We start from the raw sequence: 25,523 nt of genomic DNA on the forward strand, positions 1-25,523 counted from the left end.
GATCTCCTGCTTTGGTAAATGTGGGTTTTCAGGCGTGGTTCGAGGCGACAGATGAAGCAGCAAGCTGCGCGAAGCGGCCAATCGAAAAAGCGTCTAGAGGCGTGGCCGTGGCGCCGTCGATGACGAGATCGGCAAGCACTTCGCCGACACCGGGCGCGAGCAGAAAGCCCCCGCCCGAAAAACCGAATGCATGCAGAAGACGCGGCACCGCGCGGCTCGGCCCGATGACTGGATTGTTGTCGGGCGTCTCGCCCTCCACGCCGCTCCATGTGCGGATCAGCAGCGCCTCGCGCAACGGCGGCAGCAAAGCGCACGCGTCGCGCATCACGGCCCGCGTGGTTTCCGTCGACGGCCGGCCGTACTCGCCGTCGCCACTGCCGCGTCCGCCGCCGATCACGCAATTGCCGCGTGCAACTTGCCGCGCGTAGATGCCGCCGCCATACACGCCCAGGTTGTGCGTGATGAAAAGCGGTAGCGGCTCGGTGACCCATATGTTCGGATAGATCGGCTTCATCGGCACGGTTTCGCCGAAATAGCCTGCAACCGCATTCGCCCATGCACCGGCGCAATTGATGAGCCAGTCCGCGCTGACGTGCGTATCGCCGGCGCGCATCTGAAAGCGCCTTCCGTCGTGATGAATGTTGCCAAGTTCGGTTTGTTCGCGCACGTCCGCGCCGGCTGCACGCGCGGCGCGCGCAAACGCCGGCGAAACGAGACGCGGATTCGCGTGACCGTCGCTTGCACACAACGAGCCGCCGATAGCCGCCGTGCCAAGCCACGGATAGCGCCCGCGAAACGACTCGCCACTCAGCAACTGCGTTTGCAGTCCGTAATCGCGCGCCATGTCGGCCCATCGCTCCAGCGCGGCCAGATCGCTTTCGCTGCGCGCAAGGCGCAAATGTCCGGACACGGTGAATTCGCCGTCTATGCCGATCAACTCCGGCAAGCGGTCCCAGATGCGCCGAGCGCGCATGGCGAGCAGCATCTGCTCGACCGGGCGGCCCTGGCAACGCACGCCGCCGTAATTCACGCCGCTTGCCTGGGCGCCGCAAAAACGCCGCTCGAAAAGACCCACGCGCAAGCCGCGCTTCGCAAGCGCGAGCGCCGCCGAAGAACCGACGAGCCCGCCGCCTGCAATCGCCACGTCGTAGTGCACGGTGTCATTCATCGCGCGCCTCTTCGGGAATTTCCGCTACGTCGTCCGCATACAGCGCAGGCGAGAGCGGAATCGGCTTGACCGGCGGCTGGCTGCGCAAGCGGCCCACGGCTTCGAGGGGATGGCCCGTTTCCTCGGCAAGCAGTCGCAGCGCCGCTTCGCCGCACATGCGGCCCTGGCAGCGTCCCATGCCGACGCGAGTGAGTGCCTTCAGGCGATTGATTTCGTCTGCCTCGCCGTCGCGGATGCAGCGCCGTAGCGTACCCGCGTCGATCTCTTCGCAGCGGCATACGGTCATGTCGTCGGGCCATTGCGCGGCGCAGTTTTCGGGCGGCGCGAAAGCTGTTTCGATGCCTGCGCGAAACACGGCGATACGTTGCAACCCACTTTCGAGCGATGCCGCTTGAGGCATGCCGCGCCCGCGCGGATGGCGGATGCCGAGATCGTCCAGCAAGGCTAGCGCGGCGCGTCGTCCGGCGAGTTCGGCGGCGTCCGCGCCGGCGATACCGGCGCCGTCGCCGGCCAGATAGATGCCGCGCACGGAACTGCGTCCGCCTGAGTCCAGTTCGGGTAGCCAGCAACGGTTGAGCGCGTCGAAGCGGAAGCGGCAGCCCGCCAGATCGGCGAGCTGCGTTTCGGGCTTCAGGCCAAAACTGATTCCAACCGCGTCGCAAAGAATCATTTCGGATGTCGAACTATATGAAGATGCGCGCCACTGGATACTCTCGACGTTTTGCTCACCCTGAATGCCGACTAGCGTCACGCCACGCTCGATGCGTACGCCATGCGCCTTCAACCACCCGACGTAATAAAGCCCTTTTGCGAACGTCGACGGAATGCGCGCAAGCCTGGGCGCAGCCGCGACCTGCCGGGAGAAAGGGCTCGTGTCGAGTACTGCGGCCACCCGCGCGCCGGCTTTCGCATACTGATAGGCGACGAGATACAGCAGCGGCCCCGTGCCCGCGAACACGACCTGCCGGCCGATCGCACAGCCTTGCGCTTTCAGCGCAACCTGGGCGGCACCGAGGGTATAGACGCCGGGTAAAGTCCAGCCGGGCAACGGCAGCACGCGGTCGGTTGCGCCGCTCGCGATGACCAGACGCGAGAACGGCACGCTGATCTCCCGGCCCGCCGCAAGCGTATCGAGACGGCCCGCTTCGCAGGCCCATGCCAGCGTGTCGGGGCGATAGTCGATGTGCGGCAGCAGCGTTGCCATCGTCGTATGCAGTGCGTCGGCCTTGCGCGCTTCGAAACCGTACAGCGCTTTTTTGGAGCGCTCGAACCCGCCGTTGGCCGGTGGCTGCCGATAGATCTGGCCACCCCAGCGAGCGTTTTCGTCGATTACGATAGGGCGCACGCCTGCCGCGACGAGCGTTTCGGCGGCGCGCACGCCGGCCGGTCCCGCGCCGACAATCACTACGCGGCTAGCGTCACTCATTGCGTGTCTCCGCTGGCGGCGACCTTCACGCTCGCGGATTGAAGCGTCGCAACACGGCTGCGCGTGAGCACGCGCATTCCGTCGGTGACGGGCGTCGAACAGGCTCGCACACGCTTGCCGTCTTCGGTGCGCATCCAGCAGTCCTGGCACGCGCCGATCAGACAGAAGCCGGCGCGCGGCGCGCCGCTGAATTCGCTGTCGCGCACGCGGCGCTGATGCATCAATACGGCGGTCAGCAAGGTATCGCCCTGCAACGCGGAGACTTCATGGCCATCGATAAAAAAGCGCAGCGATTCGCGCCGCGTTTCGGCAATGCGCACGAATTGCGCCTCGCGCGCGGGCTGCGAAGCTTGAGACGACGGCAAGTTGGACGGCATGAGAACGTGGAAAGAAGAAGACATCAGTGCTGACCGATCAGAATGCGGTTGAGGCCGTACACGCGATCGAGCAGCAGCATCGCCCCCGCGGTAATGAAGATCACGAGTGCGGAGACTGAAGCCATCATCGGGTCGATGGATTCGGTTGCGTACATGTACATGCGCACCGGCAATGTGACCGTTTGCGGCGAGGTGACAAAGATCGACATCGTCAGTTCGTCGAAGCTATTGATGAACGCGAGCAGCCAGCCGCCGGTGATGCCGGGCAGAATCATCGGCAGCGTGATGCGGCGGAACGTGGTCCACGGGTCCGCGCCGAGCGAATGCGCCGCATGCTCGACGCTGCGATCCAGGCCGCTGACCGAGGCCAGCACGAGCCGCATCACGAATGGCGTGATGATGATCATGTGCGCGACGATCAGCCACGAGAATGAACCCGTTGCGCCGATCATTGCAAAGAAGCGCAGCAACGCGATGCCGAGCACGAGGCCGGGAATCACGAGCGGCGAGAGCAGCAGGCCGTTCAGAAAGGCGCGGCCCGGAAAGCGTGCGCGACCAATGGCAAGCGCGGCGGGCAGCGCGACGATCAGCGAGAGCGTGGCAGATGCAAACGCAAGCTTCAGGCTGTTGACGAACGCCGCAATGAAGTCGGGGTAATTGAGGATCGCCCGAAACCAGCGTAGCGATACGCCGTGTGTCGGCAACGTGAGCGTCTCGTCGGGCGTGAACGCAACCAGCACGACGATCACGAGCGGCGCGAGCACGAACGCAATGACGAGCGTGTGGAAGATCAGCGCAACAGGACCATTCTTTCTCATATGTTTTCGCGCCAAGCCGTTGTATCAGCCCAGGCTTCTGGTGTACCTGCGCTCCAGAACCCGGTAGTAAGTGAGCATCACGATCAGATTCGCGACCAGCAACAGCAGCGCGATGGTCGCGCCGAGCGGCCAGTTCAGCGAGCCGAGGAATTCGTCGTAGACGGCCGTCGCGGCAACTTTCAGGCGGCGCCCGCCGAGCAGCCCCGGAATCGCAAATGCGCTTGCCGAGAGGCCGAACACCATCAGGCTGCCGGACAGAATGCCCGGCGTGAGTTGCGGCAGGACGATGCGGCGCAGTGTTGTCGCGGGCGAAGCCATCAGCGACAGCGCGGCGTTTTCCGTTTGCGGATCGAGCTTCTGCAATGCGGTCCATACGGGAATCACCATGAACGGCAGCATCACGTGCACGAGGGCAATGACAATCGCGAAGGTGGTGTACTCGAGCTTGTACGGCCCGAGGCCGAACAGTGCGAACACCTGATTCACGAGCCCGTTACTGTTGAGCAGCATGCTCCAGCCAAACGCGCGGACCACGACGGAAACGAGCAGCGGCGCGAGGATCACCAGGAGAAACATCGACCGATACGGATCGCGCATACGCGACAACACGTACGCTTCGGGCGTGCCGATCACCACGCACAGCAGCGTGACGAGAAACGCAATGCCGAACGTGCGCAGAAAAATCGTGTGGAAGTACGAGGAGCCGAGCACTTCCGCGTAATTGCCGAACTGGAACGCGGCGAGCGGACCGCTTGCCGGATCGAAGCGATAGAAACTCAGCACCAGTGTCATCAAAAGCGGTACGAGCACCAGTGCGACGAACAGGAGGAACGCGGGCAGGCACATCAGCCACAGCGGCACGAATGCGCGCCACGGCGCACGCCGCGCGCCGGCCGATTCGGCCTTGCCGTTTTCCGTTGCGGGCAGCGTGCTATCCATGATGCGCGTCCCGTTGCATGAAGCGGATCGCTTCGCTGTTCCAGTCCACGCCGACGGCCGCGCCTTCGGGCAGCGGCTCGTTGCCTTCGTTCTGACAACACACGAGCACTTCGCCGAGCCGGCTATCGAGCCGATAGAGCCACTGGCTGCCGAGGAAGAAGCGGCTCGTCACGGTGGCGGGCACACGTCCCGCGTCGGGCGCGCACAGGCGCAGTTTTTCCGGGCGGATGCACAGCGTTACCGCATCGCCTATGCCGAGCATGCGCTCGCGCGTCGGCAGTTGCGCGGTGCGGCCGGTTTCGCACAGATCGTGTCCGAGGTCGACGCGGATCGCGTCGCCGTCGCGCGCTATCACCTTGCCGGGCAGCATGTTCGCCTTGCCGATGAACTGCGAGACGAAGCGATTCTCCGGCCGCTCGTAGGCTTCGTAGGGCGTATCGATCTGCGTGATGCGGCCCGCTTCCATTACGACCACGCGATCGCTGATGGAGAGCGCTTCAGACTGGTCGTGCGTGACCATGATGGTCGTCGTGCCGATCTTGCGTTGAATGCCGCGCAGCTCGAACTGCATGTCCTCGCGCAGCTTCGCGTCGAGATTCGACATCGGTTCATCGAGCAGCAGCACCGGCGGCGCAATCACGATGGCGCGAGCAATCGCGACGCGCTGCCGCTGACCGCCCGACAGTTCCCGTGGAAAACGATGAGCCAGCTGATCGAGCCGCACGAGGGACAGCGCCTCGCGCACGCGCTCCTTGCGCTCGGCCTTGTCGACGTTGCGCATTTCCAGCCCGAAGCCGACGTTGTCCGCCACGCTCATATGCGGGAACAGTGCATAGCTCTGGAACACCACGCCGAGGCCGCGCTTGTTCGGCTTCATGTGTGTGATGTCGCGGCCGTCGAGCGTGATGCGTCCGCGTGTCGTTTCGAGGAAGCCGGCGATCATCTGCAACGTCGTCGTCTTGCCGCAACCGGACGGCCCGAGCAGCGAGACGAACTCGCCTTTTTCCACCGACAGGTTGACGTCCGCCACGGCCTGAAGCTCGCCGAACGATTTGGCTACATCTGTGAGTGTGAGGAACGACATGGTGTGGCCTTGGGATGCCTCGATGGAGCCGACTCTAGCCAGCCAAATTAAGAGGCGTCAATTACGAATTCCGTTTGGCGGTATATCTTTCGGAAAAATTCCGTTTAATGGAATGAAGGCGCAGGGCTTGAGCGAAAGGCTTCCGTCGCATGACCTCCGGATAATCCCTTATTTTTTCCTTCACTGCCCTAGGCAGACCGAAAGTCGTGCATGATTCGACTGCCGGAGAAAGCTTTGAAGAACTTCCGCTCAGTGAAATAAATGCGAGCCTGAACGATGAATGCTGCCGCCAAACGAGATATCGACACTCATGCCGCCCAAGCGGACGCAGCGCCTGGCACCGGCATGCTGGAACGCGCATTTGCCGTGATTCGCGCGTTATCCGAAGCACAGCCCGAAGGGAGCCGCGTTACGCGGCTCGCGAAAGCGGTTGGTCTCACGCAGGGCACGGTGCATCGCATCCTGCATGCGTTGATCGCCGAGGGCATCGTCGAACAGGACGAGAACTCCAGGCTTTACCGGCTCAGCGTGAACTTCTTCGCGCTCGCGGCACAAGCGGGCAACCCGAGCGGCATGCGCACGTTGTGCCGTCCCGCGTTGCTGAGGCTTTGCGCGAGTCTTGGCGACACGATCTTTCTGCTCGTCAAAAGCAGTTTCGACGCAGTGTGCCTCGACATCTGCGAAGGGCCGTTTCCAATTCGCTCGTTCACCGGCGACATTGGCGGACGCGTCGCGCTCGGTGTGGGACAGGGGAGTCTCGCGATTCTCGCGTTCCTGCCCGAGGCGGAGCGGGAGGAAATCATCCGCTTTAACGTGCCGCGTATTCGCGGCTATGGCGTGCTGGATGAAGTGTATTTGCGCACGGAGATCGAACGCGTGCGGCAGCTGGGTTACGCGGGCCGCAATAGCGGCGTGCTCGACGGCATGGCGGGCGTAGCGGTGCCGATTCTCGACCGCACTGGCGTGGCGGTTGCCGCATTGAGCGTGGGGACGCTGGCCGCGCGTTTGAGCGACGACCGCTTGCCGATGGTGGTGGAGTTGCTGCGCCGTCAGGCAGAGGCGATCGGCCCGCAAACGAATCCGTTCGATGTCGCGTTGCGCCGGCCCATGCACGGCCTCTCGCGCGCAATGACTAGCGTGCGCATTGCGGGCGCGGAGCAGGAGTAAAGCATGCGCGCCGCGCCGGCGCGCCCGGCGTCACGTGCACACATGCGCAACGTGACGCCGTGCTTCGCATCGCAAATGCGCGGTGCTCAGAACACCTTTACAGGCACATTCACGACCAGACGGTACTCCATGTTGTTGCCGTCCGAGTAGTAATTGCTGCCGTTATGCCACATCGCGATGAACGTGATTTTCGTGTCCTTGAAGCGGCCGCTTTGCAGCGTATAGCTCGGAATGAAGCCGAACTCGTGATGATGGCCGTGCACCGGCTGACCGTTCTTCCAGTAGAGATCATGCAGCGCGGCGCTCGGCGACGCATTTTCCGCCGCTTCCGCCGATGCATCGGCACCCCAGCCATACGCGCCCCACAACATCGCTTTGAGTCCCGGCACGCCCGCGTATTTTCCGTCGAACGTATAGCGCAACTGCAGCGATTGCTCGTGCGGCGCGTTGTAATCGACGTCCATCGAGTTGGTCAGATAGATGCCGTTGGTCTCGTTCACGTAGTCGAAGAACTGGTCGCCGAGTATCTGCTGATAGCCGAGCAGCAGCGCATGCGGCCCGTGTTGCGCGGACACGGACAGGCTATACGCATTGCTGTTGATATGCCCTTGACGCGAGGCGCCGGTGTCGTGCGTCGAGTAGATGTTGGCGAGCCCGCTCCACTTGATGGTGGTCGGATCGCCGAACGACTGCGAGACGGAACCGTAGTACTGACGCCAGACGTCGTCGGCCTGATCGACATAGAGCGACATCTCGCCGTTCTTCGCATAGTGCCAGGTGCCGCCCAGATACGTCAGCCGGTCGATGCGCGTGCCGCCGTAGGAGGTGGTCAGATTGCTCAGGTTTGTATGACCGCGTGCGTCGACCTTGGTGAAGCTGCCGGCCTCGAGCGTGGTGTGAGCAAGATCGTTGCTGACGAGCGAGACGCCGAGAAAAGTAGGCGGCAGCGCGCGGTTGTCGTGCGGTTCGAGAAACGGATTCGTTACGTCCTGCAGACCATATTTGACGACCGTTTCCGATATGCGCCCCTTGATGTCGTACATGCCTGGGTACGCCCACGCGAGTTGCTGCGAGCCACCGCCGCTCTTGCCCACATGCACCATGTTGCCTGCGCCGTTGCCGCCGTCGAGCTTCAGCGCGCCGAACAGCGACGCATCCACGCCGAAGCCGACCAGCCCTTGCGTGAAGCCCGATTCATAGTTGACCTGTGCGCCTTGCACCCACGCATGACGATAAGTGGTGTTCGGCGCCTGAAAGTAGTCGGCGTAGTTGCGGAACTGCAGATTCAAATGGCTATCGGCGATAAAGCCCTTGCTCGCCGCCTGGCTGGACGGCGGCGTGGGCGGCGTGACGATTTGCGAGGCCTCGGCGTTGACGATGGCATTCGTCGTATCGGGCTGATCGTTGCGAATCTGCCCGCCCTGATCCGCACGGCGCTTGTTCGCGGGCTCAGCCTGCGTCACCTGTGCCTGGGATGCCTGGGGTGCCTGAGATGCTTGCGGCGGCGGCAACGTTTGCGCGGCGGGCGCAGCGTTGCTCACGCCGGGCGCGGGCTGCGTCGTACTGTCGTCGGCGTAGGCGCTCGCGGCGACAGCCAGCGCGGGGAGGGTGAAAGCACAGTAGATCGCGGTAGTGACTCCGGACTTTTTCGACCGGGTTCCTGTTGAGTTATTTTTCATTGAAGGTGTCTCGACAAATGTGATGAAACTTTGGCCGGCGCTTAGCCAGTCCACGCTAATCGCCCGTCATGCGGATCGCAGGACGAGCGAATCCAACGGCGCGGCGAGACCGCCGCGCCGGGAATGAGGTCGCTGTCTTACAGGCTGTTGGCGTTAGCCGTCGCCGACGCGAATGCACGCCACGCGCGTTGCACTAGCACCGTGCTTTGTCGGCTGCGGAATCTGCGCTGCGCACGCGTCGAGCGCATCGGGGCAGCGCGTGCGAAATGCGCAGCCGGAAGGCGGATTCAGCGGCGACGCAATCTCGCCGCGCAACAGCACATGGCGTCGCGCGCGCTCCACGGCCGGGTCGGGCACCGGCACGGCGGAAAGCAACGCGCGCGTGTACGGATGACGCGGCGTGCCATACACATCGCGCTTGTCGCCGAACTCCATCACGCGTCCGAGATACATGACGAGCACGCGGTGGCTGATGGCCTTGACCACCGCGAGGTCGTGCGCGACGAAAAGAAGCGACAGCGACAACTCGCGTTGCAGATCGCGCAGCAGATTGACGATCTGCGCCTGGATGGAAACGTCGAGCGCGGATACGGGTTCGTCGCAGATCACCAGTTGCGGCTCGCCGATCAACGCGCGCGCAATGCCGACGCGCTGACATTGGCCACCCGAAAACTCGTGCGGATAGCGGCGTAGATGCTGCGCGTTCAGGCCCACGCGTTCAAGCATGGTCAGCACGCGGCGTTGTACGTCCGCACGCGCGAGATTTTTGCCTTGTGCGACCAGCGGCTCGGCGACGATCTGTTCGATCGTCATGCGCGGATCGAGCGACGCGAGCGGGTCCTGGAAAATCATCTGCACGTCGCGGCGCAGGCGCGCCGTATCGCGTCGCGGCATCTTCGCGTCGCCTCGCGATGGTGCCAGCACCGTTTCATTGCCGAGCCAGCGGACGCTGCCGCTCGCCACCGGCGCGAGTCCGATGATCGCGCGCGCGAGCGTGGACTTGCCGCAGCCCGATTCGCCGACAAGGCCCACGGTCTCGCCGCGCCGCACGCTGAACGACACGCCGTCCACGGCACGCAGCATGTTGTTGCCCGACCACGGATAGCCGCCGCGCGGCACGGCGAATTGCACCTTGAGTTGCTCGACCGAAAGCAGCGTGCCGGCTTCGTCGCTTGCAAGGGAAGTCGTGTTCATACGTGTTGTGCCTCCAGAATTTCGCCCACCGGACGGTGGCAGGCCCGCCTCGCTTCCGGGTCGTTGGCGGTTGCGACGAGCGCCGGGCCCGACTCGCGGCATGCGTCGATGCAATACGCGCAGCGCGGCGCGAATGCGCAACCCGCGCCGACTTCGCCGGGCAGCGGCGGATTGCCGGGAATGGTTTGCAACGGACGGTCGTCGTCGCTGTCATCGGTCAGGCGCGGCAATGCATTGAGCAGCCCAAGCGTGTACGGATGCGTCGGCGCGGCAAAGAGCGTTGCGGCGCTTGCCTGTTCGACAGTCTGGCCGGCGTACATCACCATTACGTCGTCGCAGAGGCCGGCGACCACGCCCATGTCGTGCGTGATCAGGATGATCGCGGTGCCCCGCTCGCGATTCAGCTCGCGCAGCAACTCGATGATCTGGGCCTGCACGGTGACGTCGAGCGCGGTGGTGGGCTCGTCGGCGATCAGGATTTCGGGCCCGGAAAGCAGCGCCATTGCGATCATCACGCGTTGCCGCATGCCGCCGGAAAACTCGTGCGGATACATGCCGACGCGGCGCGCGGCGTCGGGAATGCGCACGGACTCGAGTGCTTCGATTGCGCGGCGGCGCGCTTCGCGGCGCGACATCTTGCGATGCAATTGCAGCGTCTCCGTCATCTGCCGCTCGATTGTCAGGAACGGATTCAGCGAGGTCATCGGGTCCTGGAAGATCATGCCGATGCGGTCGCCGCGGATTCTGTTGAGCGCAGCTTCGTTCATGGCGAGCAGGTTGTCGCCGCGATAGCGCGCTTCGCCCGACACCTTGCCGTTGCCCGCGAGCAGGCCGAGCAAAGCCATCACCGTCTGGCTCTTGCCCGAGCCCGATTCGCCGACAATGCCAAGCGTGCGGCCGGCTTCGAGCGAGAACGACACACGTTGCACCGCGTCGACGGGCTTACCTTCGCGGCGCGTGAAGCGCACGCTGAGATCTTTGACTTCTAGTAGCGGCATGTTAGCGGTCCTTAGGATCGAATGCGTCGCGCAGACCGTCGCCGACGAAATTCACGCAGTAGAGGGTCACGCACAGCATCACCGCCGGGCACAGCAAAAGCCAGGGCATGGACTCGAGCTTCTGCGCGCCGTCCTGGATCAACACGCCCCAGCTCGTCATCGGTTCCTGTACGCCGAGGCCGAGGAACGACAGCACCGACTCGGTAAGCACGATGTTCGGCACGGTCACGCTCGCGTACACGACCACCACGCCAAACAGGTTCGGCACGATATGTCGCGCGATGATCCAGCGCGAACTCACGCCGATTGCGCGCGCTGCGTCGATGAATTCGCGCGTGCGCAGCGACAGCGTCTGACCGCGCACCACGCGCGCCATGTCGAGCCACGAAAACGCGCTGATGGTGAGCACGACGAGATAGAATGCGCGACCGAACATCGTCATCATCAGAATGGCGATCAGCATGTAGGGGATCGCGTACATCATGTCGACGATGCGCGTCATCACCGCGTCGACGCGTCCGCCCAGATAACCGGCGGTTGCGCCATACGCGACACCGATCAGCCCCGACACCAGCGTGCCGAGCAGGCCGACTTCGAGGGACACACGCCCGCCTTGCAGCGTGCGCGCGAGCAGGTCGCGGCCGAGTTCGTCGGTGCCGAACCAGTGCATGTTTTGCAGGGTCGGCGGCAGACTGGTTGCGGACCAGTCGCTGTCTATCGGACCATTGGGCAGCAGCCACGGACCGGCGACACATGCCACGACGATCAGCAGCAGCACGACGCAGCCGGCGAAAGCCGCGCGGTTGCGCAGGAAACGCGCGGCGGCACTGGCGAGCGGACCGCGCGAACGCGGGGCGCCGGCAATGGCGGCAAGCGGGTCGCAAGGCGCGGTAGTCGATTGAAATGAGCGGGCCATGGTCAGTACCGGATGCGCGGGTCGAGCCACGCATACACGAGGTCGACCAGCAGATTGAAAAGCACGGCCACGGCGGTTGTCAGCACGACGAGGCCGAGCACGAGCGTGTAGTCGCGATTGATCGCGCCGTTGACCACGAGTTGCCCGAGGCCTGGCAACGCGAATACCGACTCTGTCACGACAGCGGCGGTAATCGACGAGATGCAGATCGAACCGAGCAGCGACACGACAGGCATGAGTGCAGGCTTGAGCGCATGACGCAACACGATGGTGCGGCCCGGCAGCCCCTTCGCGCGTGCTGTGCGGATGAAGTTGCCGGACAGCACTTCGATCATGCTGCCGCGCATGACGCGCGCAATCGCGGCAACGTTGATGAAGGTGAGCAGCACGATCGGCAGCACGCGGTACCGCCATTCGCCTTCGCCCCAGCCGCCGGCGGGTAGCCAGCCGTGTCCTTCGGATGTCTTGAGCAGGATCGCGAAGACCCACACGAGCACGGGCCCGAGCACGAAGGGCGGCACCACGTTGCCAATGTTTCCGAGCACCATCACCGCGTGATCGACGAAACGGTCGCGGCGCACTGCTGCGAGCGTGCCCAGCGTGACGCCGATCACGACAGCGATCGGCACCGACACGCCGCCCACACCCAGGCTGACCGGCAGCGCTTTCCAGACGAGGTCGTTGACCGACCAGTCGGCGTAGCGGAACGACGGCCCGAGATCGCCGCGCAGCAGCGAACCCAGGTAGTGGAGATACTGCAGCCACAACGGTTCGTCGAGGTGATACTTCGCGTTCAGGTTCGCGAGCACGGCCGCCGACAGTTGCTTCTCGGTGTCGAACGGCCCGCCCGGCGTGAGATGCAGCAGCAGATAGCAGGCGGTGATCACGGCGAGGATCGTCGGGACCGCCCACAGCGTGCGGCGCAGCGTATAGGCCAGCATGTCGATGCTCCGCGCTTAGTGCTTGATCAGATACATGTCCTGCGTGGCGCGCTGGTCGACATAGTTGGTCGACGTGTAGCCGCCTACATAGGGCTTGACGAGCCGCACCGCCGAGTACTGAAAGAGCGGCACCATCGGGTAGTCGTTCATCGCCAGGTCATGCGCCTTGGTCAGCAGCGCGGCGCGCTTCGCGTCGTCGAGCTGCTGGTTGGCTTCTTCGACGATCTTGTCCACTTGCGGATTGCAGTAGCGCTGATCGTTCTGCACGCTGTTGCAGCGGATCAGGTCGAAATACGACATCGCGTCGTTGTAGTCGACGAACCAGCCGTCGCGCGACGCCTGCACCTTGCCGTCGTGGCGCTGCTTGAGCAGCACTTTGTATTCGACGTTTTCGAGCTTCGTGTTGACGCCCAGCTTGGTGCGCCATTCCGACGTCGCGAAGAGCGCGACCTTCTTGTGCAGATCGTTCGTGTTGTAGGTGAGGGTGAACGTGAGCGGCTTCGCGTCGGAATAGCCGGCGCTTTTCAGCAGGTTGCGCGCATAGTCGACGCGTTTGGCCATCGGCCAGCTCGCCCAATCGGGCTTGAAGAGATCTGCGCCCTGCGTGCCTTTGGAAATCAGGCCGTACATAGGCAGCTCGCCGTCGGCGGTGAGGCGCTGCGTGAGCAGATCGCGGTCGAGCACCATCGAAAGCGCCTGGCGCACGCGCTTGTCCTTGAAGAGCGGATCTTCGTTGTTCAGGCTGTAGTAGTACGTAGCGATCTGCAGGCCGGTTTTCAGCTCGTTGCCGAACTGCTTGCTCACCTGCGCGTAGATGCCCGACGGAATCGAATACGTGTAGTCGAACTGTCCGGCCTGATACATGCGCATCGCGGTTTCGTCATTTTCGATCGGCAGATAGGTTACTTTCGTGATCACGACCTTGCTTGCGTTCCAGTACGTCTTGCTCTTCGTGCCGACGAGACGGTTGCCCGGCTGCCAGTCGGCCAGCATGTAAGGACCATTGCCGACGAAATTGCCGGGCCGCGTCCAGTCGCCGCCGAACTTCGTCACCACGTCGCGGTTGACCGGCACCATGGTCGGCATGGCCGCCAGTTGCGGGAAGAAGGCGGCGGGTACCTCGGTGGTGACTTCGAGCGTGTAGGGATCGGCGGCGCGAACGCCCAGGCTCGAGAGCGGCGCCTTGCCCGCGAGAATCGCCTTCACGTTCTTCACGAATTCCACCAGCACCGTGTATTTGGAGCCGGTCTTCGGATCGAGCACGCGCTGCCAGGCGTACACGAAATCGTTTGCGGTGACGGGCTGTCCGTTGCTCCACCGCGCGTCGTGGCGCAGCTTGAAGATCCACGTGTCGGGGCCGCTACGCGTCCACGACTGGGCGACGCCCGGCACCACGGCGCCGGCCGCGTCGATGCGCGTGAGGCCTTCGAACATATCGAGCGCAATGGTGTTGCCGGTCCACGATTCGATGTGCGCGGGATCGAGCGACTCGGTTTCCGCAGGCACTTGCCGGGTGATTTCCTGGCTCGCGGCGAGCGTGACGCCGGCCGGCACTGTGACGGCGAATGTCGACGTAGCAAGGGACGAGGTAAGGGTAAGGACGAGCGCACTCAGCGCCGTCGCGTAAGCAAACGGGGTTTTCATCGGTTCAGATCGCAGGAAAGGTCGAGAGAAGAACGCGCGGCGCCAAGGCGCCTTGCTATCTGCTTTATGTGGCCCTGGGCGGGCCTTGTTGTTTGTCAGACATGCAGGAATCCTTACATTTAGTAATGCAGGCTGTCCTGCCGGATGAACCGGAAAGTAGCCCGCTTCCTTAAAACAGTCTCGGTGTCCCCACCCAGACGACCACCGACTCCACGCGCGCGGTGTTCACCCAGCTGTGTGGCACCGTGGATTCGTAATGCGCGCTGTCTCCCGCACGCAGTACGAAGGTCTTGCCTTCCAGCGTCAACGACACTTCGCCGTCGATCACATACATAAACTCTTCACCGGCATGCGTCGTGACTTCCGAACGTTTTTGCCCCGGCGGCATCTTCACGAGGATCGCCTCGAGCTGACGGCCGCCCGTCACGTTCGTCAATCGCGCGAACAGGTTGGCCGAGTCCGCGAAACCGAAGAACTTCAACTGATCGCCGCGGCTCACCGAGCGTTCTTCGCTAGGTGTGTCCACGAAATACTGCACCGTTACTCCGAGCGCGTGAGCGATGCCGGCCAGCGACGTGATGGAGGGCGATGCCAGGCCTCGTTCCACCTGCGACAGAAACGGCTTGGAAATTCCCGCCGCGGTCGCCGTGTCGTCCAGCGTGCGCTTCAGGCGTTGCCGCAGCGCGCGGATCTTGCTGCCTACTTCGAGTGCCGTATTGCTCTTATGAGTTGTCGTGACCATAGCAGGAGGAAATTAGCCCGTCAAAATTTGTTTGATATAAGCAAATATGGTTTGATGACGCCTTGCCGGAGGCCGCGGGCCATGACCCCGGCTTCAAACCCACCGCACTTTTCGAGACAACTCGCTATGTTGCCAGAAGCTACAAGCCGCTCCGCCAATCCGACCGGCGGAGCGAAAACGCCCCGCCTCCATTCGGACAAGGGCGCAAAAAGATTAAGCGGCGTCCCAATCTATGCGCATTGAGTATCAGGGCGGCAAACGCATGACGCGCAAGGCGATGCCGCGCCCACGAGTCGCGCTGCTTACCGACGCCCGGCCCTTTTCGCGATCCGGTGGTTCGCGGCGCGCGGCAGTCTCGCCGTCGCTCAATTGATTGAACAAGAGGTAAATGATGGATTCATCGCAACGCACTGGCGTGCAGGTCTCGCAGACACGCTCCTTTTCAACCGTCTTCCTGATCGAAATGTGGGAGCGCTTCGGCTATTACGGGATGGCGGCGCTGCTGGTGCTGTTCATGATCGACAAGCTGCATTTCGCTGACAGCCACGCCACGCTCACATGGGGCGCGTTTACCGCGCTCGTGTATGCATCGCCGTCGATTGGCGGCTGGATCGGCGACAAGATTCTCGGCACGCGCCGTACGATGATCTTCGGCGCGATCGTGCTGGCCGCCGGCTATCTGATGCTCGCGCTGCCTGACGACCGGCTCGCGTTCATGTACGCGTCGCTCGGGGTGATCGTCGTCGGCAATGGTCTTTTCAAGGCGAACGCGGCCAATCTCGTGCGACGCATCTACGAAGGCGACGACGCGCGCATCGACAGCGCGTTCACGATCTACTACATGGCGGTCAATCTCGGCTCAACCGCTTCCATGCTGGCGACGCCGTGGATCAAGGACCATTGGGGCTGGCACACCGCCTTCGCCGTGTGCTGTGCGGGGATGCTGCTTTCGGTGGCGAATTACTTCGTGATGTTCCGCACGCTCGCGCATATCGGTTCGGCGCCGGACGCCGCGCCGGTGCACTGGCGGCGTGTTGGCGCGGTCGCGCTCGGCGGCATCGCGCTTGGCGCGGCCACCATGTTTGTGCTGCAACACAAGGCCATCGCGGTGGCCTGCGTGTATGCGGCGGGCGTCGCGATTCTGGGGATTTTCGGCTACATGCTCCTGAAGTGCGAACGCTCGGAGCGCGCAGGTCTCGTGGCCGCGTTGATTCTCACGGCTCAGGTGATCCTGTTTTTCGTGTTCTACGTGCAGATGTCGACCTCGCTCACGCTGTTCGCGCTGCGCAATGTCGATCCGCGCTTCACGCTGTTCGGCGAGACGCTCTTCACCTGGAGCGCGGCGCAATTTCAGGCGCTCAATCCGATCTGGATCATGCTGCTGAGCCCGCTGCTCGCGCTGCTTTATACGCGACTCGCGAAGACCGGCAACGACGTGCCGGTCGCGGTGAAATACGCGTTCGGCTTTGCGGTCGTGGCGGCAGGCTTTTTCGTCTACGCGGCGAGCGGCCGCCATGCGGTGAATGGGCGCGTGTCGTCATGGTTCATGGTCGGCGGCTATGGCTTGTATTCGCTCGGCGAACTGCTGGTGAGCGGCCTCGGCCTCGCGATGATCGCGCGCTACGTGCCCGTGCGCATGAGCGGCTTCATGATGGGCGCGTACTTCGTGGCAACCGGCGTGTCGCAGTATCTGGGCAGCGTGGTCGCGAATTTTGCGCAGATGCCGGCGGGCGACATGGATCCGCTCGAATCGTTGCCGCTTTATACAAAGCTCTTTACCGGGCTGGGTTGGCTCGCCGCCGCCGGTGCGGTGGTCGCCGTGCTGCTGTTGCCGTTGATGCGCAAGCTCTCGCGCGAGCATTCGCGATGCAACGTCGAGGCGCGTGATGCCGCGAACCACGCGGCCGCGCAACGCGGCGCGGTGGCACAGCAGTAGGCGGTAGTCCGGAACGCGGCGACGCGTCGACCTGGCGGTCGCGATTGGCCTCGCGGAAGTATCATGGCGTGGACATAACCGGTAGCCAGTCAGAATGGAAATTCACATCGCCGTCGAAGGTCATCACGACCTGTCCGGACAGATTTATCGGCAACTGCGAGCGGGCATACTCGAAGGTCGCCTTGCCGGCGGCACGCGCCTGCCGTCCACGCGCGATCTCGCGACGCAACTGGGCGTCTCGCGCAAGACCACGCTCGACGTTTTCGAGCGGCTTCTTTCCGAGGGATATCTCACCGCGCGGGCCGGTTCGGGCACATTCGTGGCCGACGGTCTCGAGCGCTTGCCGGCCGAGCGCTCGCCTCATGCGCGTGCGGCAGAGTCGTCGCACGAACGCGCGAAGGCGAGGAAAGACGCCGCGCGGGCGCAACCGCTATGGGAACAGATGCCTGACAGCTTGCCGTTGTCGCGGCCTTCGGTTGCGTCGCCATACGATTTCGTCGGCGGAGCAACCGACAAGACCCTGTTCCCGTTCGACGCCTGGCGCCGCTGCGTGAATCACGCGCTGCGCGCGCAGGCGCGCGGCAGCGGCACGTATCGCGACGCGGCAGGCGAGCAGGAACTGCGGCTCGCGATTTCGCGCTACCTGGCGTTCAATCGGGCAGTGTCCAGCAACTGGGAAGAGGTGATCGTCACACAAGGCGCGCAGCACGCGCTCGATCTGCTCGCACGCATCACGCTCGGTCCCGGTGAAGTCGCGGCTATCGAAGATCCCGGTTACCCGCCCGCGCATGCATGCTTTACGGCAACCGGCGCGCGGGTCGCGCATGTGCCGGTCGACCGCGAGGGTTTGATCGTCGGCAAGCTGCCGGACAACGCGCGGCTCGTTTACGTGACGCCGTCACATCAGTTTCCGCTCGGCATGCCGATGAGCCTCGAGCGCCGCGTCGAACTGCTGGAATGGGCGCAAAAGCGCGGCGCCGTGATCATAGAAGACGACTACGACTGCGAGTACCGTTTCGAAGGCCGGCCTATGGAGCCGCTGAAAAGCCTCGACCGCGCGGGACTCGTCGCTTACGTGGGCACATTTTCGAAGACCATTTTCCCCGAGCTGCGAGTCGGCTATGTGGTGCCGCCCGCCTCGCTATTCAGGCCGCTTTTCAAGGCGCGGCAGATTGCTGACTGGCACGGCTGCACGCTCACGCAAACCGCGCTTGCCTCGTTCATGCTGAACGGCGATTTCGCCAAGCACCTGCGGCGCATGCACAAGACGTACGCGGCACGGCGTGCGACGCTGCTCGCGCACCTGCAAGGCGACCTCGCGCCGTGGTTGGAGCCGATCGTGCCCACGGCCGGCATCCACCTCGCGGCGCGGTTGAGGGCGCCGCTGACGGAGCAGGCGGTGATGGCGGCCGCGCGCGAGGCGTCGATCGGTCTGTATGGGCTCGCGCCGTTCTATCAGCGCGTCAAACCGCAGGCCGGTCTGACCTTCGGCTACGGAAACATTGCCGAGCAACATATCGACGCCGCCTTGAAGAAGTTGGCGGACATCCTTCCGCGTGTCGCTTCATAGGCCCGCAAAAGCGTTAAAAATGTTCCGGCAATGTCGGCGTGCGCACTGACCGCCGCTCAGAATGTGCCGCTATACATGGGCTGAAACCGCTTGTAACGCACTTTACGGATTGGTCTCACAAGCTCCGCAGAAGCAGTTTAGCCCCTGAAACAAGGCTCAAAATGTGTTCGGCAGTCAGCGCCACGCAACAAACCTGCGCTGTTATACATAAAAGAGTCGCGCAAATCGCATTAGCGCTTGTAGAATCCGGCCTTGAAGCGTGCACATACGGTGTGCGCTTCGTGCAATTCACTGACCACAACAGGTAGGAGAAACATGCCGACTTCCGCAAAAAAGGTGGCCAAGAAGGCTGCTGCCCCGGTACCGACCAAGAAGGTTGCTGCAAAGAAAGTCCCTGCGAAGAAAGCTCCCGCAGCTAAGAAGGTCGCCGTGAAGGCGTCCAGCGCACCGTCGCCGATCAAGGACACCTTCACGAAGGCCTCGCTGGCTGCACACGTTGCTGAACGCGCTGCGGTCGAACCGAAGGCTGCCAAGGCTGTCCTGGCCGCGCTCGAAGACACGATCCTCGGCGCTGTGCATAAGAAGGGCGCTGGCGAATTCACGCTGTCGGGTCTTCTGAAGATCGTTGTGCAAGCCGTGCCGGCCAAGAAAAAGCGCTTCGGCAAAGACCCGTTCACGGGCGAAGAGCGCTGGTTCCCGGCCAAGCCGGCTAGCGTGCGCATCAAGGCACGCGCGCTGAAGAAGCTGAAGGACGCTGCAGCAGGCTAAGCGCGCTTCATGCGTCGCTCGAAGCGGTTGAGCTTCGAGCCTCGCTTTGCAAGTGGCCTGAGTCCCCGCGGATGCAAATCCGCGGGGATTTTTTTCGCCCGGTTTCTGCACTAGTCTCACGCGCCTTCCGCCCGAACATTCGAAGCGGTGCATCGCCCATGCAGCGCATGCACTGTACTAGCGCATCATGTGCCGCCGCAGTACGATGACAGCGAAGCGCCACGCTCCGTGATGCGCGCTTCACGTGCATGTCTGCCGGTTTGGCGCGCTAAAGCTCGATGGCATAGCGCTTGCTTGATCGAAGTCGAACACCGAATGCGCAGCGCATTCGCCTTCTATCCGACAACAAGAGCGGGGCGTGACATGCGATGCTATGACGAGATGCGTCATCATGACGATGCCGTGCGGCCACATTACGCGCGGTTCGAGCGGTGGCTCTCGAAGCAGGGTAACGAAGCGATCGCACGCAAGCGTGCGGAAGCGGACCTGCTGTTTCGCCGGGTCGGCATCACGTTCGCGGTGAACGGCGACCTCTCCGGCACCGAGCGGTTGATTCCCTTCGATCTGATTCCACGCATCATCCCCCGCGGCGAATGGCAGACGCTCGAAGCCGGCTTGCGCCAGCGCGTGCAGGCGCTCAATCTGTTTATCCACGACGTGTATCACGATCGCAAGATCGTGCGCGCCGGCATCGTGCCCGCCGAGCAGGTTTATACCAACGCGCAATACCGGCCGGAAATGCAGGGCGTGAATGTGCCGCTCGGTGTTTACGCGCATATTGCCGGCGTCGACGTGGTGCGCGCGGGCGACGACGGCCAGTTCTACGTGCTCGAAGACAACCTGCGGGTGCCCTCGGGTGTGTCCTATATGCTCGAAAACCGCAAGATGATGATGCGGCTATTCCCTGAGCTCTTCGTGCAGAACCGCATAGCGCCGGTCGCGCATTACCCCGATCTTCTGCTCGATACGTTGCGCTCGGTGGCGCCCGAAGGCGTCGACGATCCCGTGGTGGTCGTGCTGACGCCGGGCATGTACAACTCCGCGTATTTCGAGCACACGTTCCTTGCGCAGCAGATGGGCGTCGAACTGGTTGAAGGCAAGGACCTGTTCGTCGACGACAATTACGTCTTCATGCGCACGACGCAGGGACCCAAACGCGTGGATGTGATTTATCGCCGCGTCGACGACGATTTCCTCGATCCGCTCGCGTTTCGCAACGATTCGGCGCTGGGCGTGCCGGGGCTGCTTACCGCCTATCGCGCTGGACGTGTGGCGCTCGCGAACGCAATGGGCACAGGCATCGCCGACGACAAATCGATCTACCCGTATGTGCCCGACATGATCGAGTTCTACCTGGGCGAGAAGCCGATTCTCAACAATGTGCCCACGTTCCAGTGCCGCAAGCCGGACGATCTCGCCTACACGCTCGCGCATCTGCCGGAACTCGTCGTCAAGGAAGTGCATGGCGCGGGCGGCTACGGCATGCTCGTCGGGCCCGCTTCGACGAAGGCCGAAATCGAAGCCTTCCGCGAGCGTCTGATCGCGCGGCCTGCGGGCTATATCGCTCAACCGACGCTGGCGCTTTCCGCTTGTCCCACGTTCGTCGAAGCCGGCATCGCGCCGCGCCATATCGATCTGCGTCCGTTCGTGCTGTCGGGCAAAACCGTCACGATGGTCGCGGGCGGACTGACGCGCGTGGCGTTGCAGGAAGGCTCGCTCGTCGTCAATTCGTCTCAGGGAGGCGGGACCAAAGATACGTGGATGGTCGACTGACGCGGTTGCCGCGCGGCTGCTGATAGCCGCGCCTGCAACCCAGCGCGCCGGGGCAATCATTAAAGCCGCCGGCGCATACGGATAACCAGCGCGGGTTTCTTTTTCTACAGGTCTCGCGTCATCAGATACGGAATGCCGTCATGCTAAGCCGCACTGCCGATCACCTCTTCTGGATGGCCCGCTACATGGAGCGTGCGGAGAACACCGCGCGCATGCTCGATATCAACCTGAAGGCGCTTTTGCTGCCGCAGACGCCGGAGCAGGAGGCGCGCGCGCAACGTTCGGTGCTGCGCATCTCCGAACTCGAATCCACTTTCGCACAGCGCTATGACGAGCCCACACGCGAACACGTGCTCGACTTCATGGTGGCGGACGCGACCAATCCGTCGAGCATTCACTCGTGTCTGCATGCGGCGCGCGAAAACGCGCGTGCTGTTCGCGGCACATTGACGACCGAATGGTGGGAGACCATCAACGATACGTGGCTCGAGTTCAACGAGCGCATTTCGTCTGGCCAGGCGGCGGCCAATCCCGGCGCGCTGTTCGAATGGGTGAAGTTTCGCTCGCACCTGTCGCGCGGCGTGACGATCGGCACCGCGTTGCAGGACGACGCGTTTTTCTTCACGCAGCTCGGCACGTTTCTGGAGCGCGCCGACAACACGGCGCGCATTCTCGACGTGCGCTTTGCCGACGTGGAGCCGAATTCACGCGACGCCGCGCGTCAACTCGAGGACTTCTATTACTGGACGTCAATTCTGAGCTCGGTGTCGGCGCTCGAAATCTACCGCAAGGTGTACCGCGATGTCGTCACGCCGGCCCGCGTGGTCGAATTGATGATTCTGAACCAGCAGATGCCGCGCTCGCTTCTGGCTTCGCTCGAAGGCGTCTGCGCGAACCTGGCGATGCTGCGCACGTCGGGCTCGAATCAGTGCGAACGGTTCGCCGGCAAGCTGCGCGCCGAACTCCTGTATGCCGACATCCGGCAGATTTTCGAAGCCGGTCTGCACGCGTATCTGACGCAGTTCCTCGCTCGCGTGTTCGAGCTCGGCAATCTCGTCGCGCGTACCTATCTCATGCTGCCAGTCGCCTGACGGAGTTTTTATGTACCTGACGATCCGCCACGAGACGTCCTATCGTTATGAAGCGACTGTCCATTACTCGATCCAGCAACTGCGGCTCACTCCTGCAAGCGATGCCTCGCAGGTTGTGCGGCGCTGGAGCATCGACGCGCCGGGCAAGCTCGACGCGACCTTCGACGCCTACGGCAACGCGCTGCATACACTCGTCATCAACAAGCCGCACCGGGAAATCCGCCTCTACGTAGCCGGCGAAATCGACACGATTGCGCTGAAAGACGGCCGCCTTCCCGACGACGCCGGTCCGATTCCGCTAGAGCATTTCACCTGCGCGACCCGTCTGACCGAAGCGGATGCCGCGATCCGGGAACTGGCCGCATCGGTGCCCGAACTCGCCAGCGCGTCGAGTCTGATCGCGCTGTCCGAGCGCATCGTCGAGAAGGTCAGGTACAACCCCGGCATTACCGAAGTGACCAGCACGGCGGCGCAGGCGCTCGCGCTCGGCAATGGCGTGTGCCAGGACCATGCGCATCTGATGCTCGCCTGCTGCCGGGCGCGCGGCGTGCCGGCGCGCTACGTGAGCGGCTACATCGAACCGGGCGACGTGCCGCACGCGGCGAGCCACGCGTGGGTGGACGTGTGGCTCGACGGCACGGGCTGGGTCTCGGTCGACGTCACGCATGCCGCTTTCGCGAGCGAGATCTACTGCAGACTGGCCGTTGCGCGCGATTACGAGGCCGCGGCGCCGGTGCGCGGGCGGCGGATCGGCGGCATGGAAGAGCAGCTGAACGTGTCGGTCAGCGTCAGCGCGCAGATGGCGCAGTAGCTCGCGCAGCAGATAGCGCAAAGGTTGCAGCCGGCGGCGCGCTTGCGGCGCCCGCTGTGGCCTTGCGCTGGCGCATGCATGCGGCACCATCAAGAACTATCCCGCAGCGGCCGTAATACGGTAAAGAGGCGTATCCGCGCCGCATTACAATAGCGCCGTTCAGTTGTTTCTTGCGGGAACCCTTCCCTATGACTTACTGCGTAGCGATGACCGTCGACGAAGGTCTCGTGTTTCTGTCGGACACACGGACCAATGCGGGCGTCGATCACATCAGCACCGCGCGCAAGATGTCGGTGTTCGAGCAGCCGGGCGAGCGCATGCTCGTGCTGCTGGGCGCGGGCAACCTGTCGCTCACGCAAGCCGTGCTGCACGAACTGTCCGAGCCCGGCGATGCGTCGCAGCCCACGCTGTGGAGCGCGCCCACCATGGCGGACGCAGCCCGCGTGATCGGCAGCGCGGTCCGCTCGGTGCATCAGCGCGAGGCGGCGGCGCTGCAGGAATTCGGCGTCGACTTCAATTGCAGCTTCATTCTTGGCGGGCAGATTGCGGGCAACCGGCCGCGTCTGTTCATGATCTATGCGGCGGGCAACTTCATCGAGGCGTCGGCGGTCAACCCGTACTTCCAGATAGGCGAGGCCAAGTACGGCAAGCCGATTATCGACCGGGTGCTGACGCCGTCCACGCCGCTCGACGAAGCCGCAAAATGCGCGCTGATTTCAATGGACTCGACGCTGCGCTCGAATCTGTCGGTCGGGCTGCCGCTGGATCTGCTGGTCTACGAGAAGGACTCGTTGCGCGTCACACGTTTCGTTTCGATCGATCACGACAATGCTTACTTCGAGATGATTCATCGCACGTGGGGAGAGCGGCTGCGCCAGGTGTTCGGCGAGATCCCCGATCCCGACTGGCAGGAGTCGCCTCATGTGCCGACGCTGCACGGCGAGCGCGCGCTGGTGCTGCATCGCGCGCCGGTGGGCGCGGACGGCGTCGAACATGAAGTCGATGTCAAGCCGGCGCAGACTCTGGCGCAGGCGGAGAAGGGCAAGGCGCAGCGGCGGTAGGGTCTGCGCGTTTTCCGCTCTTCACGCTGCAAAAGCGAGGGACGAAAAAAAACCAGCCACCGGCTCGCGCCCGTGGCTGGTTTCGAACTGCTTGAGCTTCAGCAGTCCATCAAGTCCAATTAGAACTTGTGGCGGATACCCAGGCTGACCACTTCTTGCGAGCTGGAAGCCGAGTTGTAGCCGTACGAACCGACTGCTGCGCCTGCGCGGACGAGTGCGCCGCCCGAAGTGCGCTGATCGCCGCTCGCGTGCTGGTATGCACCGACCAGGTAGATGTCCGTGCGCTTCGACAGGTTGTAGTCGCCGCCCAGGGAAACCTGATGATACGTTGCGCTCGCGTCGCCGCTAGCCTTCGTGTAGATGTAGCCCACACCGACCAGCAGTGCCGGCGTTGCCTGGTAGCCCAGGTATGCGCCGCCGACGTGGTACTTCTCGGTCGATCCGAAGCCCGATTGCGCGTCCGGCTTGTATTGTGCGTTGCTGTAACGCAGGTTGGCCGTGAACGGGCCTGCCACGTATTGAACAGCAACCGAAGCAATGCCGATCGACTTTGCTGCGACGTATGCGCCGTTGATCTGGTTGTCGAACGTACCGTCCGACGTACTGCCGTTCCAGCCGGCCGTCGGCGGCGTGCCAGCTGTGCGGCTAGCCAGCGTGTTGCCGTTGGTCATGCGCAGGTAGCCGGCTGCGACACTGAACGGACCCGTTGCATATGTTGCCGCGCCCGACCACGTTTGGCCCGAACCGGTTGCACCTGCCACGCCGCCGAATGCATACATGCCTTCGAACTGCAGGCCGCCCCACACCGGCGAGGTGTACTTGATGGCGCTGTTCGTACGCGACGAGTTGTCGTTGTTGTCCACGTCGCCCGGCGTCGTGAACGTCGAACCGAAGTAGTTGTCTGCCGTCAGCGGCTGGACCAGGTCGACGACCGGGTCATACTGGCGACCCAACGTGACCGTACCCCACTGGTCGCCGGTCAGGCCGACATACGCCTGACGACCGAACATGCGGCCGCCCTGGTTCAGACGGCCGCTGTTCGGATCAAAGCCGTTTTCCAACTGGAAAATCGCCTTCAGACCGCCGCCCAGATCTTCCGTGCCCTTCAAGCCCCAACGGCTGCCTTGCAGGTTGCCAGCAACCAGGCCGACCTGGTTCTTGTTGGCGCCCGTCGCGTCCACGGTGTTGTGCGCGAACTGGATCGATTCATCGATCAAGCCATACAGGGTCACGCTGCTTTGAGCGTGTGCGACGCCGGTAGCGCCCAGAAGCGCCAGCGAGAGGGTAGACAGTGCGATTCGTTTCATCCATTTCTCCACGCAGATGATTGGTTTACTTGTTGCGGAAAGGAGAATAGCTCACGCGTCAATCGGTAAGAACTGGAAAAAAAAGAGTGTCGCCAAAAACCTACATTCGCCGC

Annotated in this window: 22 protein-coding genes; 8 read left to right on the plus strand and 14 right to left on the minus strand. The window is 63.3% G+C overall.

What is annotated here, in order from left to right:
- Positions 1-28: 28 nt before the first annotated feature.
- From A3AC_RS0101620 to A3AC_RS0101645, 6 genes are read right to left on the minus strand one after another with little or no spacing between them, the layout of a single operon-like run.
- Positions 29-1,168 carry an NAD(P)/FAD-dependent oxidoreductase gene (locus tag A3AC_RS0101620; RefSeq protein WP_025596725.1) on the minus strand — a complete coding sequence of 380 codons (1,140 nt, stop codon included), beginning with the start codon at positions 1,166-1,168 and terminating at the stop codon, positions 29-31.
- The gene (locus A3AC_RS0101625; protein WP_025596726.1) at positions 1,161-2,594 is read right to left on the minus strand and encodes an FAD/NAD(P)-dependent oxidoreductase; all 1,434 of its coding nucleotides are present in this window, start codon (positions 2,592-2,594) and stop codon (positions 1,161-1,163) included. Before A3AC_RS0101625 ends, A3AC_RS0101620 begins: the two co-directional genes overlap by 8 nt.
- Positions 2,591-2,971 (minus strand): (2Fe-2S)-binding protein, encoded by a 381-nt coding sequence (locus A3AC_RS0101630; RefSeq protein WP_025596727.1) that lies wholly within the window; start codon positions 2,969-2,971, stop codon positions 2,591-2,593. Before A3AC_RS0101630 ends, A3AC_RS0101625 begins: the two co-directional genes overlap by 4 nt.
- Positions 2,972-2,994: 23 nt before the next feature.
- Positions 2,995-3,789 carry an ABC transporter permease gene (locus A3AC_RS0101635; RefSeq protein ID WP_025596728.1) on the minus strand — a complete coding sequence of 265 codons (795 nt, stop codon included), beginning with the start codon at positions 3,787-3,789 and terminating at the stop codon, positions 2,995-2,997.
- A 24-nt stretch (positions 3,790-3,813) separates the two neighbouring features.
- Positions 3,814-4,728 (minus strand): ABC transporter permease, encoded by a 915-nt coding sequence (locus A3AC_RS0101640; protein WP_025596729.1) that lies wholly within the window; start codon positions 4,726-4,728, stop codon positions 3,814-3,816.
- The gene (locus tag A3AC_RS0101645) at positions 4,721-5,812 is read right to left on the minus strand and encodes an ABC transporter ATP-binding protein (protein WP_025596730.1); all 1,092 of its coding nucleotides are present in this window, start codon (positions 5,810-5,812) and stop codon (positions 4,721-4,723) included. The genes A3AC_RS0101640 and A3AC_RS0101645 overlap by 8 nt, the downstream gene beginning before the upstream one ends.
- Before the next feature lie 276 nt (positions 5,813-6,088).
- Here A3AC_RS0101645 and A3AC_RS0101650 point away from each other — a divergent pair, with 276 nt between their 5' ends.
- Positions 6,089-6,979, plus strand: coding sequence for an IclR family transcriptional regulator (locus A3AC_RS0101650; RefSeq protein ID WP_025596731.1), 891 nt, complete (start codon positions 6,089-6,091; stop codon positions 6,977-6,979).
- An 86-nt stretch (positions 6,980-7,065) separates the two neighbouring features.
- On the opposite strand, the gene A3AC_RS0101655 is transcribed toward A3AC_RS0101650, so the two are convergent.
- The 7 genes from A3AC_RS0101655 to A3AC_RS0101685 all read right to left on the minus strand — a co-directional run bounded on the left by A3AC_RS0101655 (position 7,066) and on the right by A3AC_RS0101685 (position 15,093).
- On the minus strand, positions 7,066-8,658 hold the full coding sequence (locus tag A3AC_RS0101655) for an OprD family outer membrane porin (protein WP_025596732.1): 1,593 nt from the start codon (positions 8,656-8,658) through the stop codon (positions 7,066-7,068).
- A 153-nt stretch (positions 8,659-8,811) separates the two neighbouring features.
- Positions 8,812-9,852: an ABC transporter ATP-binding protein gene (locus tag A3AC_RS0101660; protein WP_025596733.1), complete on the minus strand. Its 1,041-nt coding sequence runs from the start codon at positions 9,850-9,852 to the stop codon at positions 8,812-8,814.
- Entirely contained in the window at positions 9,849-10,850 is a 1,002-nt protein-coding gene (locus A3AC_RS0101665) for an ABC transporter ATP-binding protein (RefSeq protein WP_025596734.1), read from the minus strand. Before A3AC_RS0101665 ends, A3AC_RS0101660 begins: the two co-directional genes overlap by 4 nt.
- A gap of 1 nt (position 10,851) precedes the next feature.
- Positions 10,852-11,766, minus strand: a complete 915-nt coding sequence (locus A3AC_RS0101670) for an ABC transporter permease (protein ID WP_025596735.1) — start codon at positions 11,764-11,766, stop codon at positions 10,852-10,854.
- 2 nt (positions 11,767-11,768) lie between these two features.
- A complete protein-coding gene (locus A3AC_RS0101675) occupies positions 11,769-12,707 on the minus strand; it encodes an ABC transporter permease subunit (protein ID WP_025596736.1) in 939 nt (312 codons plus the stop codon).
- 15 nt (positions 12,708-12,722) lie between these two features.
- The gene (locus A3AC_RS0101680; RefSeq protein ID WP_025596737.1) at positions 12,723-14,351 is read right to left on the minus strand and encodes a peptide ABC transporter substrate-binding protein; all 1,629 of its coding nucleotides are present in this window, start codon (positions 14,349-14,351) and stop codon (positions 12,723-12,725) included.
- 169 nt (positions 14,352-14,520) lie between these two features.
- Positions 14,521-15,093 (minus strand): cupin domain-containing protein, encoded by a 573-nt coding sequence (locus A3AC_RS0101685; protein ID WP_025596738.1) that lies wholly within the window; start codon positions 15,091-15,093, stop codon positions 14,521-14,523.
- Between the two features lie 391 nt (positions 15,094-15,484).
- Between A3AC_RS0101685 and A3AC_RS0101695 the strand changes: the two genes are divergently transcribed.
- From A3AC_RS0101695 to A3AC_RS0101725, 7 genes are all read left to right on the plus strand, one after another.
- Positions 15,485-17,029 carry a peptide MFS transporter gene (locus A3AC_RS0101695; protein ID WP_025596739.1) on the plus strand — a complete coding sequence of 515 codons (1,545 nt, stop codon included), beginning with the start codon at positions 15,485-15,487 and terminating at the stop codon, positions 17,027-17,029.
- A 94-nt stretch (positions 17,030-17,123) separates the two neighbouring features.
- Positions 17,124-18,599: a MocR-like pyridoxine biosynthesis transcription factor PdxR gene (gene pdxR, locus A3AC_RS0101700; RefSeq protein ID WP_025596740.1), complete on the plus strand. Its 1,476-nt coding sequence runs from the start codon at positions 17,124-17,126 to the stop codon at positions 18,597-18,599.
- A 315-nt stretch (positions 18,600-18,914) separates the two neighbouring features.
- Positions 18,915-19,367, plus strand: coding sequence for an HU family DNA-binding protein (locus A3AC_RS0101705; RefSeq protein WP_025596741.1), 453 nt, complete (start codon positions 18,915-18,917; stop codon positions 19,365-19,367).
- 363 nt (positions 19,368-19,730) lie between these two features.
- Complete coding sequence (locus A3AC_RS0101710) at positions 19,731-21,140, plus strand: circularly permuted type 2 ATP-grasp protein (RefSeq protein ID WP_025596742.1); 1,410 nt, start codon at positions 19,731-19,733, stop codon at positions 21,138-21,140.
- A 140-nt stretch (positions 21,141-21,280) separates the two neighbouring features.
- Positions 21,281-22,231: an alpha-E domain-containing protein gene (locus A3AC_RS0101715; protein ID WP_025596743.1), complete on the plus strand. Its 951-nt coding sequence runs from the start codon at positions 21,281-21,283 to the stop codon at positions 22,229-22,231.
- A gap of 10 nt (positions 22,232-22,241) precedes the next feature.
- Positions 22,242-23,042: a transglutaminase family protein gene (locus A3AC_RS0101720; RefSeq protein WP_025596744.1), complete on the plus strand. Its 801-nt coding sequence runs from the start codon at positions 22,242-22,244 to the stop codon at positions 23,040-23,042.
- 188 nt (positions 23,043-23,230) lie between these two features.
- On the plus strand, positions 23,231-24,103 hold the full coding sequence (locus A3AC_RS0101725; protein WP_025596745.1) for a proteasome-type protease: 873 nt from the start codon (positions 23,231-23,233) through the stop codon (positions 24,101-24,103).
- 119 nt (positions 24,104-24,222) lie between these two features.
- Here the strand turns inward: A3AC_RS0101725 and A3AC_RS0101730 are convergent, their stop codons facing one another.
- On the minus strand, positions 24,223-25,410 hold the full coding sequence (locus A3AC_RS0101730; protein ID WP_025596746.1) for a porin: 1,188 nt from the start codon (positions 25,408-25,410) through the stop codon (positions 24,223-24,225).
- Between the last annotated feature and the right edge of the window lie 113 nt (positions 25,411-25,523).

It is taken from the genome of Burkholderia sp. WSM2230, from assembly GCF_000472445.1.
In the GTDB taxonomy this organism is placed as follows: Bacteria; Pseudomonadota; Gammaproteobacteria; order Burkholderiales; family Burkholderiaceae; genus Paraburkholderia.

Excerpts from the sequence above, each read along its gene's own strand:
- A3AC_RS0101655 (WP_025596732.1), bottom strand. The coding sequence starts at position 8,658 with ATGAAAAATAACTCAACAGGAACCCGGTCGAAAAAGTCCGGAGTCACT.
- pdxR (WP_025596740.1), top strand. The coding sequence starts at position 17,124 with ATGGAAATTCACATCGCCGTCGAAGGTCATCACGACCTGTCCGGACAG.
- A3AC_RS0101705 (WP_025596741.1), top strand. The coding sequence starts at position 18,915 with ATGCCGACTTCCGCAAAAAAGGTGGCCAAGAAGGCTGCTGCCCCGGTA.
- A3AC_RS0101645 (WP_025596730.1), bottom strand. The coding sequence starts at position 5,812 with ATGTCGTTCCTCACACTCACAGATGTAGCCAAATCGTTCGGCGAGCTT.
- A3AC_RS0101710 (WP_025596742.1), top strand. The coding sequence starts at position 19,731 with ATGCGATGCTATGACGAGATGCGTCATCATGACGATGCCGTGCGGCCA.
- A3AC_RS0101625 (WP_025596726.1), bottom strand. The coding sequence starts at position 2,594 with ATGAGTGACGCTAGCCGCGTAGTGATTGTCGGCGCGGGACCGGCCGGC.
- A3AC_RS0101640 (WP_025596729.1), bottom strand. The coding sequence starts at position 4,728 with ATGGATAGCACGCTGCCCGCAACGGAAAACGGCAAGGCCGAATCGGCC.
- A3AC_RS0101680 (WP_025596737.1), bottom strand. The coding sequence starts at position 14,351 with ATGAAAACCCCGTTTGCTTACGCGACGGCGCTGAGTGCGCTCGTCCTT.
- A3AC_RS0101635 (WP_025596728.1), bottom strand. The coding sequence starts at position 3,789 with ATGAGAAAGAATGGTCCTGTTGCGCTGATCTTCCACACGCTCGTCATT.
- A3AC_RS0101725 (WP_025596745.1), top strand. The coding sequence starts at position 23,231 with ATGACTTACTGCGTAGCGATGACCGTCGACGAAGGTCTCGTGTTTCTG.
- A3AC_RS0101675 (WP_025596736.1), bottom strand. The coding sequence starts at position 12,707 with ATGCTGGCCTATACGCTGCGCCGCACGCTGTGGGCGGTCCCGACGATC.
- A3AC_RS0101670 (WP_025596735.1), bottom strand. The coding sequence starts at position 11,766 with ATGGCCCGCTCATTTCAATCGACTACCGCGCCTTGCGACCCGCTTGCC.
- A3AC_RS0101660 (WP_025596733.1), bottom strand. The coding sequence starts at position 9,852 with ATGAACACGACTTCCCTTGCAAGCGACGAAGCCGGCACGCTGCTTTCG.
- A3AC_RS0101665 (WP_025596734.1), bottom strand. The coding sequence starts at position 10,850 with ATGCCGCTACTAGAAGTCAAAGATCTCAGCGTGCGCTTCACGCGCCGC.
- A3AC_RS0101720 (WP_025596744.1), top strand. The coding sequence starts at position 22,242 with ATGTACCTGACGATCCGCCACGAGACGTCCTATCGTTATGAAGCGACT.
- A3AC_RS0101650 (WP_025596731.1), top strand. The coding sequence starts at position 6,089 with ATGAATGCTGCCGCCAAACGAGATATCGACACTCATGCCGCCCAAGCG.
- A3AC_RS0101730 (WP_025596746.1), bottom strand. The coding sequence starts at position 25,410 with ATGAAACGAATCGCACTGTCTACCCTCTCGCTGGCGCTTCTGGGCGCT.
- A3AC_RS0101695 (WP_025596739.1), top strand. The coding sequence starts at position 15,485 with ATGGATTCATCGCAACGCACTGGCGTGCAGGTCTCGCAGACACGCTCC.
- A3AC_RS0101630 (WP_025596727.1), bottom strand. The coding sequence starts at position 2,971 with ATGCCGTCCAACTTGCCGTCGTCTCAAGCTTCGCAGCCCGCGCGCGAG.
- A3AC_RS0101685 (WP_025596738.1), bottom strand. The coding sequence starts at position 15,093 with ATGGTCACGACAACTCATAAGAGCAATACGGCACTCGAAGTAGGCAGC.
- A3AC_RS0101620 (WP_025596725.1), bottom strand. The coding sequence starts at position 1,168 with ATGAATGACACCGTGCACTACGACGTGGCGATTGCAGGCGGCGGGCTC.
- A3AC_RS0101715 (WP_025596743.1), top strand. The coding sequence starts at position 21,281 with ATGCTAAGCCGCACTGCCGATCACCTCTTCTGGATGGCCCGCTACATG.